Origin of the sequence: Kribbella pratensis, from assembly GCF_004366075.1 — a bacterium.
Taxonomy (GTDB): Bacteria; Actinomycetota; Actinomycetes; order Propionibacteriales; family Kribbellaceae; genus Kribbella; species Kribbella pratensis.
Map to the genome: position 1 here is coordinate 1,394,782 of NZ_SODU01000003.1, position 13,505 is coordinate 1,408,286.

General features: G+C 69.4%; 12 protein-coding genes. 4 read left to right on the forward strand and 8 right to left on the reverse strand.

Translation table 11 applies throughout. The features are described 5' to 3' along the window. On the reverse strand, positions 1–1,653 hold the full coding sequence (locus EV137_RS30925) for an FAD-dependent oxidoreductase (RefSeq protein ID WP_202871204.1): 1,653 nt from the start codon (positions 1,651–1,653) through the stop codon (positions 1–3). Positions 1,654–1,817: 164 nt separating this feature from the next. Between EV137_RS30925 and EV137_RS30930 the strand changes: the two genes are divergently transcribed. Genes EV137_RS30930 through EV137_RS30940 form a run of 3 tightly spaced genes read left to right on the forward strand, consistent with a single transcriptional unit; the run spans position 1,818 to position 4,949 of the window. Further along, positions 1,818–3,371 (forward strand): FAD-dependent oxidoreductase, encoded by a 1,554-nt coding sequence (locus tag EV137_RS30930; RefSeq protein ID WP_134131718.1) that lies wholly within the window; start codon positions 1,818–1,820, stop codon positions 3,369–3,371. Then, entirely contained in the window at positions 3,368–4,402 is a 1,035-nt protein-coding gene (locus tag EV137_RS30935) for a LacI family DNA-binding transcriptional regulator (RefSeq protein ID WP_134131719.1), read from the forward strand. The genes EV137_RS30930 and EV137_RS30935 overlap by 4 nt, the downstream gene beginning before the upstream one ends. A 13-nt stretch (positions 4,403–4,415) precedes the next feature. Continuing rightward, entirely contained in the window at positions 4,416–4,949 is a 534-nt protein-coding gene (locus EV137_RS30940; protein WP_238175655.1) for a dihydrofolate reductase family protein, read from the forward strand. Here EV137_RS30940 and hemB read toward each other — a convergent pair whose 3' ends face one another. The 7 genes from hemB to EV137_RS30975 form a co-directional block, all read right to left on the reverse strand. Then, on the reverse strand, positions 4,950–5,933 hold the full coding sequence (gene hemB, locus EV137_RS30945; RefSeq protein WP_134131721.1) for a porphobilinogen synthase: 984 nt from the start codon (positions 5,931–5,933) through the stop codon (positions 4,950–4,952). 2 nt (positions 5,934–5,935) lie between these two features. Continuing rightward, entirely contained in the window at positions 5,936–7,675 is a 1,740-nt protein-coding gene (locus EV137_RS30950; protein ID WP_134131722.1) for a bifunctional uroporphyrinogen-III C-methyltransferase/uroporphyrinogen-III synthase, read from the reverse strand. Further along, positions 7,672–8,553, reverse strand: coding sequence for a hydroxymethylbilane synthase (hemC, locus tag EV137_RS30955; protein ID WP_134007913.1), 882 nt, complete (start codon positions 8,551–8,553; stop codon positions 7,672–7,674). Before hemC ends, EV137_RS30950 begins: the two co-directional genes overlap by 4 nt. After that, a complete protein-coding gene (locus EV137_RS30960; RefSeq protein WP_134131723.1) occupies positions 8,550–9,872 on the reverse strand; it encodes a glutamyl-tRNA reductase in 1,323 nt (440 codons plus the stop codon). Before EV137_RS30960 ends, hemC begins: the two co-directional genes overlap by 4 nt. Continuing rightward, positions 9,869–10,624 (reverse strand): redox-sensing transcriptional repressor Rex, encoded by a 756-nt coding sequence (locus EV137_RS30965; protein WP_133789650.1) that lies wholly within the window; start codon positions 10,622–10,624, stop codon positions 9,869–9,871. The genes EV137_RS30960 and EV137_RS30965 overlap by 4 nt, the downstream gene beginning before the upstream one ends. Positions 10,625–10,724: 100 nt before the next feature. Beyond that, positions 10,725–11,003, reverse strand: coding sequence for a glutaredoxin family protein (locus EV137_RS30970; protein ID WP_311136388.1), 279 nt, complete (start codon positions 11,001–11,003; stop codon positions 10,725–10,727). Then, the gene (locus EV137_RS30975; protein WP_134131724.1) at positions 11,000–12,448 is read right to left on the reverse strand and encodes a class I adenylate-forming enzyme family protein; all 1,449 of its coding nucleotides are present in this window, start codon (positions 12,446–12,448) and stop codon (positions 11,000–11,002) included. Before EV137_RS30975 ends, EV137_RS30970 begins: the two co-directional genes overlap by 4 nt. Before the next feature lie 393 nt (positions 12,449–12,841). On the opposite strand from EV137_RS30975, the gene EV137_RS30980 reads away from it, so the two are divergent. After that, a complete protein-coding gene (locus EV137_RS30980; protein WP_130384882.1) occupies positions 12,842–13,384 on the forward strand; it encodes a sigma-70 family RNA polymerase sigma factor in 543 nt (180 codons plus the stop codon). Positions 13,385–13,505: the final 121 nt, after the last annotated feature.

Sequence of the window (13,505 nt, forward strand, 5' to 3'; positions counted from 1 at the left end):
TCAGCTGGCCTTTGCGCGAGGTTGCGGCGCCGCATGCACCGGCGTCGGGTTGGCGGCCTGGGACGGACGCGTGCGAGCGATGCCGTCAGGCCATTTGACCGGCACTTTCAGTGTTCCGGTCAGCACCCGTTGCAGATCCTCGGTCAGTTGTGCGGAGTCGGCGACCGCGTGCGGTTCGGTGCCGCTGGTCAAGCACTGCGCTGCCAGGGCGCCGACGGCCTCGCCGATACTCCACTCGACCGGATGTAGCCGGTAGCAACCATTCGTCAGGTGCGTGGTGCCGATGTTCTTGTTCGCCGGCAGCAGGTTCCGCAGCCGTTGCGGGATCAGCGCGCCGAGCGGGATCTGGAACGGATACACCTCGAGGTTGACGTAGTTGATCCCGGCGGTGCTCGGATGCAGGTCGATGTTGTAATGCCCCACGCCGACACCGTCGGGGAAGAACTCCGCACCGGCCTCGGGACCGCGATCGGCGACAGCGACGTGCTGCTCGAGCACCGTGAACCGCGCCTTGATCCGCCGGGATTCCCGGATGTACGCCGACTTCGCGAGGCCGTCCGCCGTACCGGTGAGATCCGCGCGGAGCTTGAGGCCCGGGTAGCCGGTGCCGCCGTCATGGCGGGGTGCCTCGGTCTGCATCCAGTGCAGGTACGACAGGGACAGCTCGCGGCAACGCTGCAGAGCGCGGTCCTTGTCGGTGCCCGGACCGACCAGCGCCGCCTCCCAGTAGTCGACGTTCGGCCAGTTGACCAGCGAGATGTCGGTGTCGATCAGCGACCGGTCGAACTGGCTGCGCGCGCGGATCCGGCGGAAGTGCCAGAGGTCGGCAGCGTGCGGGACGTCCATGTCGACCTCGAAGATCCGATTCTCGCGGCCGCCCATCGTCTTGATGTCGATCTTCACCCAGGACAGCTGTGGCCCCGGCCAGAACGGATCCACATGCGTCTTCCAGTGGTCGTACGACGCCGGCCGCTCGATCGTGTGATCCTCGCCCGGACGGTACTCGAGCGGGAAGCACCAGGTGATCGCCTGCTGGTCGAGCGGGTCCGCGACCTCCGCGGCGTACTGTTCACCGGTCTCGCTCTGCGCCTCCGCGCCGATCACGTGCTCGACGCCGGCGAGTTCGAGCAGGTCGCCGAGCTCGGTCGCGTCGACGACCAGCGGCGCGGTCACGGTGACGTATCCGCCCGGACCGTGCAGCGTGACGGACGTGACGTGGTCTCCATCGGTCGTCGCAGCCGTCGGCACGTGGTTGTAGAGCACGGTGATCCGGCCGGCGGAGACGTACGGCGCCAGCAGCTCGTCGATCACGGCGACCGCGACGCGGGGCTCGTGACAGAGCCGGCTGACGTTGCCGAGACCTGGGTTGAGTGCGGGCTCCGCGAGCGCCTCGGCGGTCAGCGGGTAGTTGCGCCGGTAGTAGTCCCGGATCCGGGTCCGCAGCTCGCGGTACCCGGACGAGATGTGCGGGCTCTCGATCCACGGGTGCTCGTCGGACGGCACCGCCTGGGCGGTCAGCTGTCCACCCAGCCAGTCGGTCTCTTCGGTCAGCAGCACCTGGCACCCGAGCTTGGCGGCGGTCAGGGCCGCGGCCACACCACCCAGGCCACCGCCCACCACCAGCAGTCCGGCGCTCAGTTCTCGATCGGTCACGACCATCCTCATATCTGCTAATAGTTCAGCAAAATCTATTCTCCCGGGTTGCGGATCACCGTACGCTCGACCTCTCGTCCGCTGTCAATAGCTTGTTGCAGCCCGATTTCCGGGCCATGAAGTATTAGCTGATTATCAGCAGCAGAGCTGATACAACGGTCCACATGACGCTCGCACTCGAAGGTCTCCAGTACCACCGCCCACCGCTGGCGGCTGAGCCCGCGGGACCCACCGACGCCGACGTGGTGGTGTACGGCGCGACGTCCGGAGGGGTCACCGCCGCCGTCCGGGCGGCACGTTCCGGGCTCCGCGTCGTCCTGCTCGCGTTCGACGACCAGGTCGGCGGCATGACCGCGTCCGGTCTCGGCGAGACCGACGTCGGTGACGCGCGGACGGTCGGCGGGCTGGCGCGGGCCTTCTACGCCGAGGTCACGGCGGCGTACCACGCGCCGGATCCGCACTGGAAGGTCGAGGCGCACGTCGCCGAGGAGATCTTCCTGCGCTGGCTGGCCGACACAGGCGTCGTACTCCATCGACGCCGGCACCTGCTCGACGTGACGAAGACCGGCAACCGGATCACCGAGCTACGCACCGACGACGGCTCCAGCTACCGCGCGCAGGTGTACGTCGACGCGTCGTACGAAGGCGATCTCCTGGCCGCGGCCGGCGTCTCGTACACGGTCGGGCGCGAGTCGTCGGCGGTGTACGGCGAATCGATCGCCGGTGTGCAGCACAGCATCAACCACCAGTTCGAGCGGCCCGTCGATCCGTACGTCGTACCCGGCCAACCGTCCAGCGGCCTGCTCCCCGGCATCTCCGCGGAGCCGTACGGCGCGATCGGATCCGGAGACCGGCACGTGCAGGCGTACAACTTCCGGCTGCACGTGACCGACGGACCGCACCGGATCCCGTTCCCACGGCCGGAGGGCTACGACGCCTCGCGGTACGAGCTGCTGCGCCGGTACCTCGAGGCCGGAATCTACGAGCTGTACGGGCGGACCACGCGGGTGCATGGCAGGGTGTTCGACATGAACAACCACGGCGCGTTCTCCTCCGACCACATCGGGGCGAGCGACGAGTGGCCGGAGGCCGGCTACGCCCGCCGGGAGGAGATCTTCCAGGACCACGTTCGCTACCAGGCCGGGATGCTGCACTACCTGTCGACCTCGGCAGACCTGCCTGCCGACGTACGTGCGGCGACCCGGGCGTTCGGGCTCGCACCGGGCGAATTCAGGAAAACGTCGTACTGGCCGCACCAGCTGTATGTGCGGGAAGGTCGGCGGATGGTCGCGGAACACGTTGTCACGCAGCACGAGGCGACCGGACGGACCGTGGTGCCGGACCCGATCGCGGTGGCGTCGTACGTGATGGACTCGCACAACGCCCGGCGCGTGCTGGTCGACGGAAATCCGCGGAACGAGGGAAATGTGCAGGTTCCGCTGGTCCGCCCGTTCGGCATCTCGTACCGGTCGATCGTTCCGCGGATTTCCGAGTGCGCGAACCTGCTGGTCGCGGCGGCGGTGTCGGCGTCGCACGTGGCGTTCGCGTCGGTGCGGATGGAGCCTGTGTTCATGACGGTCGGCGAAGCCGCCGGTTGTGCTGCGTCGCTCGCGGTGTCCGCGCGGATCGCCGTACAGGATGTGGACTACGACGTACTGCGCCGGGACCTGACCGGGTCGGGTGGCATCGTGGGGTGGCCCAGAGGGGAGGCGGCATGAAGAAGACCGCATCGCGGCAGGCGGACGTGGCCAAAGCGGCCGGGGTTTCGCAATCGACCGTCTCGATGGTGATGAACGGTACGGCGGACCTCGGGCGGATCTCGGCCGGTACGCAGCGCCGCGTCATGGACGCGGCCCGGCGGCTCCAGTACGCGCCGGCCGGGCAACGGCGAGCGGTCGCCCGAGCCACGCCGCACCTGCTCGGCGTCCACACGTTCGAGCCGATCTTCCCGACGAGTTCCCGGGACTACTACTTCGAGTTCCTGCGCGGGATCGAGGAGCAGGCCGCGGCCGAGGGGTGCAACCTGGTGCTGTTCACGGCCGCCCCCGACGAGTCCGGCGTACGGCGGGTCTTCGCCGACGACACGAACGGGCTCCGGCAGGCGGCCGGCAGCCTGCTGCTCGGTCACCACGCGGACCGCGAGGACCTGGCCCGGTTGGCCTACGAGGGTTATCCGTTCGTGTACGTCGGTCATCGGGAGGTGCCCGGAGCGTCGATCAGCTACGTCGGCGGCGACTACCGGACCGCGACCGGCGAGATCGTCGACGATCTGGTCGCACTCGGCCACCGGACGTTCGCGTATCTCGGCGAGCAGTCGCGCGACGAGCCGCAGGAGGATCGGTGGACCGGATTCGCCGGGGCGCTGGAGCGGTTTGCGCTGCCGGTGCCGGAGCCGGTGTTCTCGGCTCCGTCCGGGCTGACGACCGGCTGGCTGGACCAGGCACTGGCGGCCGGGACGACCGCGATCCTGGTCGAGTCCGTCAATCTGCTGCGGGTCCTCGCGGCGATGCTGAACCTCCGCGGGCTGTCGGTGCCCGGCGACCTGTCCGTCGTACTGCTGGTCGATGACGAGACCGAGGTCGGCTCCTTGCCGTGGGCAACGTTGCGGGTGCCGCGGAACGCGATGGGGCGCCGCGCGGTCCGGCTGCTCACCAGTCTGCTGACCGAGCCGAACGGCGACTACGAGCGCCAGATCCTGCTTCCGTGCGAGCACACCCTGGAAGGGACGGTCGGGCCGTCGCCGCGTTGAGCGGTCGTGGAAAATGGTGGTTGTGAGTTTTCATGCCGCTGCGTTCATCGCCACCAGCCTCGACGGGTACATCGCGCGGGTCGACGGGTCCATCGACTGGTTGACCAGTCGTGCGGAGCATGCCGGGGAGACCGGGTACGACGAGTTCCTGGCGTCGGTGGACACCGTCGTACTCGGGCGCAAGACGTACCAACTGGCCCGCACGTTCGACAGCTGGCCGTACGAAGGCAAGCAGGTCGAGGTCCTGAGCACCACGCTCGACCCCGACATCGACGACCGCGTCCTCGTCCACCGCACCCTGGACGCCCTCGTCGAGACGCTCAACGACCGTGGCGCACAGCGCATCTACACCGACGGAGCCGCCACCATCCAGACCTTCCTCACGGCAGGCCTCCTCAACGAACTAACCATCACCACCGCCCCCGTCCTCCTAGGCGCCGGCATCCCCCTCTTCGGCCCCGTCCCCACCGACATCCCCCTGACCCACAACGCCACCCGCACCCTAAAAGCCGGCTTCACCCAATCCGACTACTCGGTCGCGCGCTGATCAGCGGTAGCTCAGGTGCTGGGCTACTTCGGTGGCCCAGTAGGTGAGGATGGTGTCGGCGCCGGCTCGGCGGATCGAGGTGAGGGTTTCGAGGATGGCCTTGTCGCGGTCGATCCAGCCGTTGGCGGCGGCGGCCTCGACCATCGCGTACTCGCCGGAGATGTTGTACGCCGCGACCGGGACGTTCACGTGGTCGCGGATCTGGCGGACGATGTCCAGGTACGGCAGCGCGGGCTTGACCATGACGATGTCGGCGCCCTCGGCGATGTCGAGGTCGACCTCGCGGATCGCGTCGCGGGCGTTCGCGTTGTCCTGCTGGTAGGTCTTGCGGTCACCGGTCAGCGACGAGTCGACGGCCTCCCGGAACGGCCCGAAGAACGCCGACGCGTACTTGACGGCGTACGCCAGGATCACCGTGTCGATGAATCCGGCCGCGTCCAGCGCCGTACGAATGACGCCGACCTGACCGTCCATCATCCCGGACGGGCCGACGACATGCGCGCCGGCAGTGGCCTGCGCGACACCCATCTCCGCGTAGATCTTCAGCGTCGCGTCGTTGTCCACGCGCCCGGAGGAGTCCAGTACGCCGCAGTGCCCGTGGGACGTGAACTCGTCCAGGCACAGGTCCGACATCACCAGCAAGGAGTCACCGGCCTCGGACACCGCGTCCCGGATCGCGACGTTCAGAATCCCGTCCGGGTCCAGCGCACCCGACCCGACCTCGTCCTTCTCAGCGGGTACGCCGAACAGCATCACGCCGCCGAGGCCCAACGAAGCCGCCTCGGCGACCGCCTTCCGCGCCGTGTCCCGGGTGTGCTGTACGACGCCCGGCATCGACTTGATCGCGATCGGCTCGCGGGCGCCTTCCCGGATGAACATCGGCAGGATCAGCTGCCGCGGCTCCAGCGAGGTCTCCGCGACCAGCCTGCGCACCGCCTCCGACGACCTCAGCCGCCGGGGCCTCACTTCCGGGAATCCAGGCACATTCAGCTCTTTCGACGAGAACCAGACCGACGTTCGGACGGGCGGGTGACCGGCTCGCCGGCCTCCACCATGGTGTCACGCCGATCCGCACCGAACCGGGCGAGGGCGTCGGCCAGCTCCTCGACGGACGGCGTCTCGGCCATCGCGTCGACCCGCAGGCCGTGCTCCTCGGCGGTCTTCAGCGTCGCCGGGCCGATCACGCCGATCACCGTCGACGCGTGCGGCTTGCCGGCGATGCCCACCAGGTTCCGCACGGTCGAGGACGAGGTGAACACGACCGCGTCGAACTTGCCGGACTTGATCGCCTCGCGGGTCGGCGCGGGCGGCGGAGCGGCCCGGACGGTCCGGTACGCCGTGACGTCGTCGACCTCCCAGCCGAGATCGGTCAGGCCCGCGACCAGCGTCTCGGTGGCGATGTCCGCGCGCGGCAGGAACACCCGGTTGATCGGGTCCAGCACCTCGTCGAACGGCGGCCAGTCCTCGACCAGCCCGGCGGCGGACTGCTCACCGGACGGGACCAGGTCCGGACGGATGCCCCAGGCCCCGATCGCCTCGGCGGTCTTGTCGCCGACCGCCGCGATCTTCAGCCCGGAGAACGCCCGCGCGTCCAGCCCGTACTCGTCGAACTTCTCCCGGACCGCCTTCACCGCGTTGACCGAGGTGAAAGCAACCCACTCGTAGCGACCCTCGACCAGACCGCGGATCGCCTTGTCCATCTGCTGCGGGTTTCGCGGCGGCTCGACCGAGATCGTCGGGACCTCTTCGGGCATCGCGCCGTACCGACGGAGCCGGTCCATCAGCGGGCCGGCCTGGTCCTTGGTCCGCGGGACCAGGATCCGCCAGCCGAACAGCGGCTTGGTCTCGAACCAGGACAGCGTCTCGCGCTGCTCGACGACCGAACCGACCACGATCACGGCCTCGCCGGTCACCTTCGCGGCCCGCAGGTCGGTGACGATCGTCTCGAGCGTCCCCACCACGCTGGTCTGCGAGGTCGTCGTACCGCAGACCGTCGCCGCGACCGGGGTGGACGCGTCGAAGCCGGCCTCCACCAGCGCCGCGACTGTCTCCTTCAGCACCTCGGAGGCGTTCAGCAGGACGAGTGTCTGCTTCGGCTGCAGGCGGCTCAGGTCGAGCTTGTTCTCGGCGAGGTCGACGACGGTGACCTCGCGGTCGCCCTTCATGGTCAGCGGGATCCCGGCGTACGTCGGAACCGCGCTCACCTCGCTCACCCCCGGCACCACGTTGAACCCGATGCCCGCCTTCTTGCACGCGGCCGCCTCCTCGGCGCCGCTGGAGAAGGTGAACGGGTCGCCGGTCAGCAGCCGGACCACGTTCGCCGCGGACTTGGCCGTCTTCACCACCAGGCGGGCCCGGGCGGCGACCCGCAGCGCCCGGCTGCCCTCGGCGCCGGACCCGTCCACGACCTCGACGCCCGGCCTGCAGTAGGTCAGGAACGCGTCGTGTTCGGGGCCCTCGACAACGACCGCGTCGGCGTTCGCGAGCACGTCCCGGCCCGCCAGTGTCAGCAGCGCCGGGTCACCAGGGCCGACGCCGACGAATGTGACATGGCCGAGCGGTTTGGTCTGCTTGGCGGTACTGGTCGCGGCCTTCTGAGGTGCCGCGGTTGCGGCTGTCTTCGCGCTCACGTCTGCCTTCGCCCTCGTCGTTTTCCTGCTCGTCCTGTGGGCCGTCTTCTTGCCCTGCTGATGGGCCGCAGTGCTCGTGCCCTGTGCCGGTGTCATGTTCGCTCCAGCAACTCGTTCGCCAGCGCCTTGCCGAGAGACACCGGGTCGTCCACCGGCCCGTTCGCGGAGAGCCGCCGTACGCCGTCGTCCTGGCCGAGCGCGCCCCGCAGCCAGAGCTCGGGACCGTCCTCACCCTCGACCACCTCGGCGAGGGCGCCGACCGGAGCCGTGCACCCTGCCTCCAGCGTGGCCATCAGTTGGCGTTCCGCCGTCACCGCCACGCGGGTCGCCGGGTCCTCCAGCGGGGCCAGCGCGGCCAGTACGCCGGTGTCGTCCGCGCGGCACTCGATGCCCAGGGCACCCTGTCCCGGCGCGGGCAGCATCTGGATCGGGTCCAGGGTCTCGGTCACCTCGGCGAGCCGGCCCAACCGGGACAAGCCTGCCCTCGCGAGCACCACGGCGTCCAACTTGCCGTCGGTGACCAAGCTGATCCGGGTGTCCACGTTGCCGCGGATGCCGGTGCACTCGATGCCGAGGCCGAGCGCGTCGAGCTGCGCGGCGCGCCGTGCAGCGCCGGTGCCGACCAGGGCACCGCGCGGCAGTTCGCCGAGCGTCAGGCCGTCGCGGGCGACGAGCACGTCGCGCGGGTCCTCGCGGACCGGGATGGCACCGAGCGTCAGGCCGTCGAGCGGCGTGGTCGGCAGATCCTTCAACGAGTGCACGGCGATGTCGATCTCGTGGGCCAGCAGCGCGTCGCGCAAGGCGCTGACGAAGATGCCGGTGCCGCCGATCTGCTCGACCGGTGCGCGGTTCACGTCGCCGGTGGTCGTGATCAGGACCAGCTCGACCTCGTGACCGAGCGCGCGCAGCTGGTCGGCCACGATCGTCGACTGCGCGGTCGCCAGCTTGGAGCGGCGGGTGCCGAGCCTGATCATGCCTGCTCACCTCCGGTCGCCTTCGAGTCGGCGCGGGTGTTGCTCGTCTCGGCCGGCGTCTTCGCGGCCGTGACCGCGTCCACGGTCGCCTGGTCGAGCGCGAACAGTTGCCGCAGCGCGTCGGCGTACGTCGGTCCGCCCGGATCGCCGCCGAGCTCCTTCACCCGGACCGTCGGGTTGTGCAGCACCTTGTCGACGACGCGGCGGATGGTCCGCTCGACCTCGTGCCGTTCGTGCTCGTCGAGCTCGGGCAGCCGGCGCTCCAGGCGGGCCAGCTCCGCGTCGACCAGCGAGCTCGCCATCGCCCGCAGCGCGACCACGGTCGGCGCCACCGAAGCAGCCCGGCGGGTCGCCTCGAACGAACCGGTCTCCTCGCCGACGATCCGGCGTACCTCGTCGATGTCGGCCTGGCTGCCGCCCGCCGTACCGATCAGGTCGGCCAGCGTGATCAGGGTGACGCCGGGGATCCGGGCCGCCTCGGGAGCGACGTCCCGCGGCAGCGCGATGTCCAGCACGCCGAGCGGCCGGCCGTCGGTCGCGCCGCGGATCGTCTCGGCGGTCAGTACGACGCCGCGCGCGCCGGTGCACGACACGACCAGGTCGGCGTCGCGCAAGGCTTCGGGCACGTCTGCCAGGCGGATCGCCGTACCGCCGATCCGGTCGGTCAGCGCGACCGCCCGGTCGTAGTTGCGGTTGGCAACCGTCACGGTCTTCGCGCCGCCGTTGAGCAGCGTCTGGGCGGCCAGCGAGGCCATCGAGCCGGCGCCGACGACCAGTGCACGCCGGCCCGCGAAGCCGCCGACCGCGTCCAGCCCGGCCGAGACGACCGAGCGGCCGGCCGAGTCGATCCCGGTTTCGGTGCGGGCCCGCTTGCCGACCCGCAACGCGTGCTGGAACAGGGCGTTCAGGTCGGTGCCGACAGTCTCCAGGTCCTGGCCGACGCGCAGCGTCTCCTTCACCTGGCCGAGGATCTGGCTCTCGCCGACGACCATCGAGTCCAGCCCGACCGCGACCTGGAACAGGTGCGCGACCGCGCCTTCCTCGAAGTGCACGTAGAGGTGCTCGGCCAGATCCAGCAGCGGTACGCCGGTGACGTCGGACAGGATCCCGGTGACCTCGTCCATCCCTGCGTGGAACCGGTCGACAGTCGCGTAGACCTCGGTGCGGTTGCAGGTGGCAAGGACAGCGGACTCCGCGACGGCCGCGGAGTCCCGCACCGCCAGGGCCACCTTGGTGGCCGCGTCCGCGTCGAGCGCGACCCGCTCCAGTACGTCGATGGCAGCAGAACGGTGACTGATGCCGACAACCAGGTAACTCATGCGCCGACACCTCCCCCGACACTCGGGAGATCCGGCATACCGTTCAGCGCTGGTAGTTCGGGCACCTGGGGGAGCGCCGCCTCTCCGGACTTTCGTTGTTCGTGGTACGCCAGGATCTGCAGCTCGATCGAGAGGTCCACCTTGCGGATGTCGACGCCGTCGGGCACGGACAGCACCACGGGCGCGAAGTTCAGGATGCTGGTCACGCCGGCGGCGACCAGCCGGTCGCAGACGTCCTGCGCGGGACCGGCGGGCGTGGTGATGACCCCGATCGAGACCCGGTCGGCCTTGACGATGTCCTCGAGTTCGGCGAAGTCGCGGACCTCCATCTCGCCGATCCGCTCGCCGACCAGGGTCGGATCGGCGTCCAGCAGGGCGACGATCCGGAAGCCGCGGGTGCCGAAGCCGGAGTAGTTCGCCAGCGCGTGGCCCAGGTTTCCGATCCCGACGATGACCACGGCCCAGTCCTGGGTGACGCCGATCTCGCGGGCGATCTGGTACCTCAGGTACTCCACGTCGTACCCGACGCCGCGGGTGCCGTAGGAGCCCAGGTAGGACAGGTCCTTGCGGAGCTTGGCCGAGTTGACGCCGGCCGCGGTCGCCAGGTCCTCGCTCGACGCGGTCGCGATGCCACTGTCCGAGAGCGCGGTCAGGGCCCGCAGGTAGACCGGCAAGCGCGCGACAGTCGCCTCGGGGATGCCGCGTTCGGTTCTCGTCGGCGGGCCGGGGCGACGGCTGCTGGCACGCGTCACAATTCTCCTGGGAGCGGTTGGTTCACCGCGGTCTGACGGCCGGCGGCTCTCTTACTCTAGGAGCTTGTGAACGTGAGAACAAAATCGGCGGAAGTGACCCCTACCTCATCAGGGCCTTTCGCAGTCTGGCGGGGTCCACGCGCCAGAAGTCGTGTTGCTTCCCGTCCACGAACGTGACCGGGATCTGTTCGCCGTACTGCGTGAACAACCGGTCGTCCTGCGTGATGTCCACCTCGGACCAGTCCGCGCCCACCTCGGCACAGACCGCGCGGATGACCTCCCGCGCGTCGTCGCACAGATGACAGCCGGGCTTCCCGTACATCACCACACGACTTGAGGGACGCTGTGTTGTCTTGGTGCCCTCGCTTCGCTCGGTCACCGGTCCGCCTCCCGGAGCCGGCCCTTCGCGACCTTGCCGGTGACCGAGTGCGGCAGGTTGTCCACCACCTCGATCTCGACCGGGCTCTTGAACCTCGCCAGCCGGCCCTCGGCGTACTGGCGGACCGCGGCGATGTCGACCGATGCGTCCGGCGACGGCACGACGAAGGCCTTGACCGCCTCGCCGGTCTCCTCGGACGGTACGCCGATGACCGCGGCCTCCCGTACGCCGGGAGCGGCGACCAGCACGTCCTCCACCTCGCTCGGGAAGACGTTGAACCCGGACACGATGATCAGCTCCCGCAGCCGGTCGACCAGGAACAGGTCGCCGTCCGCGTCCAGGAACCCGACGTCGCCGGTCCGGTACCAGCCCTCCGCGTCGGGGCCGTCGACGCCGTCCGGCCAGTAGCCGGAGAACAGGTTGCCGCCGCGGATCAGGATCTCGCCGGGGTCGTCGCCCTCGACGTCCTCGCCCTGCTCGTCGGCGATCCGGACCTCGACGTTCGGCAGCGGGCGGCCGACCGAGCCGGGCTTCGGCTCGGCCTCGCCCAGGGTCGTGGTGACACCCGGGGACGCCTCGGTCAGGCCGTACCCCTGGTGGACATGCAGCCCGGTGGCCCGCTCGAAGCGGTCCGCGAGCGCGCGATCCAGCGTGGACGCGCCGGTCAGCACGACCTTGACCGTCTTGAGCGCCTCCCGCAGATCGGAGCGGGCCAGCAGCGCGTTCAGTGCAGGCGGAGCGAGCGGCAGCCGTGTCACGCCGTACCGAGAGACCAGGTCGAGCGTTTCGTCGGGATCGAAGCGCTGCTCGACGACGAGCGCGGCGCCGGTGGCGACCGCCCAGCCGAGGACCGCGTTCAGGCCGAACGCGTGGAACATCGGGAGCACCCCGAGCACCACGTCCTCGGGCCCCATCCGGTCCTCGCCGAGCTCGCTGAGGTTCCGCACATTCGCCGCGAGGGCGCGATGGGTGAGCATCGCGGCGCGCGGATCTCCACTGGTTCCGGATGTGTAGAGCAGGACCGCGAGCGTCTCGGGATCTTTCGACGGCAGTAACGGAGCGTCACCCTGGAGCTCGTCGGGTGCCACCGTGCGGACGCCCTCGAACCGGTCCGCGAGCCCCGGTCCGGCGATCGCCAGCCGGGCTCCGGAGTGCGCCGTGACGGCCGCGAGCTCGGGTTTGGTGAGCCCGGTGTTCAGCGGTACGGCGACCAGCCCGGCCCGGAGAATGCCCAGGTAGGACGTGACGAACTCGATGCTGTTGGCAACCAGGAGCAGCACCCGGTACCCCGGCACCAGACCGGCCGCGGCGAGCCCCTGCGCGGTCCGGTCGACGGCCTGGTCGAGCTCGCTCCAGGTCAGCTGCCGATCCCCGTCGACCAGCGCGGGACGCTCGCCGTGCCGTTGCGCTGTGTTACGAAGAATGTCCGCGAAATTCACGTTCACCAGGCGAGTCTGTCACGGCCGGGATCCGCTGCGGGAGCAACCGTCTTTCACAGAACGGTTGCAGCGGAGCGTAACCACCGATATACAGGTGACTTCGCGAGCGCGCTTCTGCTGAACCTCACACTGCAGAAACCCGCCCGCGAGCGGGGACCTTCATGCGCAATGCACTACCCCCGACAGCAGGCTGCTCCGTCCCGCGGACGCAGTCCGCTGGCGCATTCGTGACCCATCGGACCGGACGGAAGGCGGCACGCCCCAGCCTGTTGACAGCACGTATCTGAGCAGTAACGTTCAGTGCTGTCCCAGTCGCTGTGGCCATTCGCGGATGTGTCGAACGACGTGTCAGTTGAACGGGGAGAACACTTGACCACGCCGGAGCCAAGCCCGGACGGGATGAGACGTGCGGAGCTCGTCGATCGCGCCCAGGCCGGGGACGTCGGTGCCTTCGGTGAGCTGTACGACGAGTACTCGCTCACCGTCTATCGCTACATCTACGCACGGGTGTCGTCCTCGGCACTCGCCGAGGACCTGACCAGCGAGACCTTCGTTCGGGCGCTCCGCGCGCTGGACTCGTTCCGTTGGCAGGGCCGGGACTTCGGAGCCTGGCTGGTGACGATCGCCCGGAACCTGATCACCGATCACTACAAGTCGGGCCGGGTCCGGCTCGAGGTGGTCACCGACGAGATCGAGACCCACGACCGGCAGACCGAAGGCCCGGAGATCGACGTGCTGGCCGCGGCCACCGCCGAGGTCCTCCGGGACGCGGTCGCCGGCCTGCCCGACGAGCAGCGCGACTGCTTGACGATGCGGTTCTTCGCCGGTCTGTCGATCGCCGAAACGGCCAAGGCGCTGGAGAAATCCGAAGGCGCCGTGAAGCAACTCCAGCTGAGGGCCGTACGGCACTTGGCGAAGGTTATCCCCAAGGACTTGAGATGAGGCGGATGACAACGAACGTCTTTCGTAACCCGTCAGGGAGTTACCTCGTTTGCCTGGTGAGGACCTGTCGGTGACCCCGACTGGCCATTGAGGAGAACGAGAACTCATGAGTGACCTACAC

Bases quoted from the DNA above. Each gene is read 5' to 3' on its own strand.
- EV137_RS30930 (WP_134131718.1), top strand. From the start codon at position 1,818: ATGACGCTCGCACTCGAAGGTCTCCAGTACCACCGCCCACCGCTGGCG.
- EV137_RS30935 (WP_134131719.1), top strand. From the start codon at position 3,368: ATGAAGAAGACCGCATCGCGGCAGGCGGACGTGGCCAAAGCGGCCGGG.
- EV137_RS30940 (WP_238175655.1), top strand. From the start codon at position 4,416: ATGGTGGTTGTGAGTTTTCATGCCGCTGCGTTCATCGCCACCAGCCTC.
- EV137_RS30950 (WP_134131722.1), bottom strand. From the start codon at position 7,675: ATGACACCGGCACAGGGCACGAGCACTGCGGCCCATCAGCAGGGCAAG.
- hemC (WP_134007913.1), bottom strand. From the start codon at position 8,553: ATGATCAGGCTCGGCACCCGCCGCTCCAAGCTGGCGACCGCGCAGTCG.
- EV137_RS30960 (WP_134131723.1), bottom strand. From the start codon at position 9,872: ATGAGTTACCTGGTTGTCGGCATCAGTCACCGTTCTGCTGCCATCGAC.
- EV137_RS30980 (WP_130384882.1), top strand. From the start codon at position 12,842: ATGAGACGTGCGGAGCTCGTCGATCGCGCCCAGGCCGGGGACGTCGGT.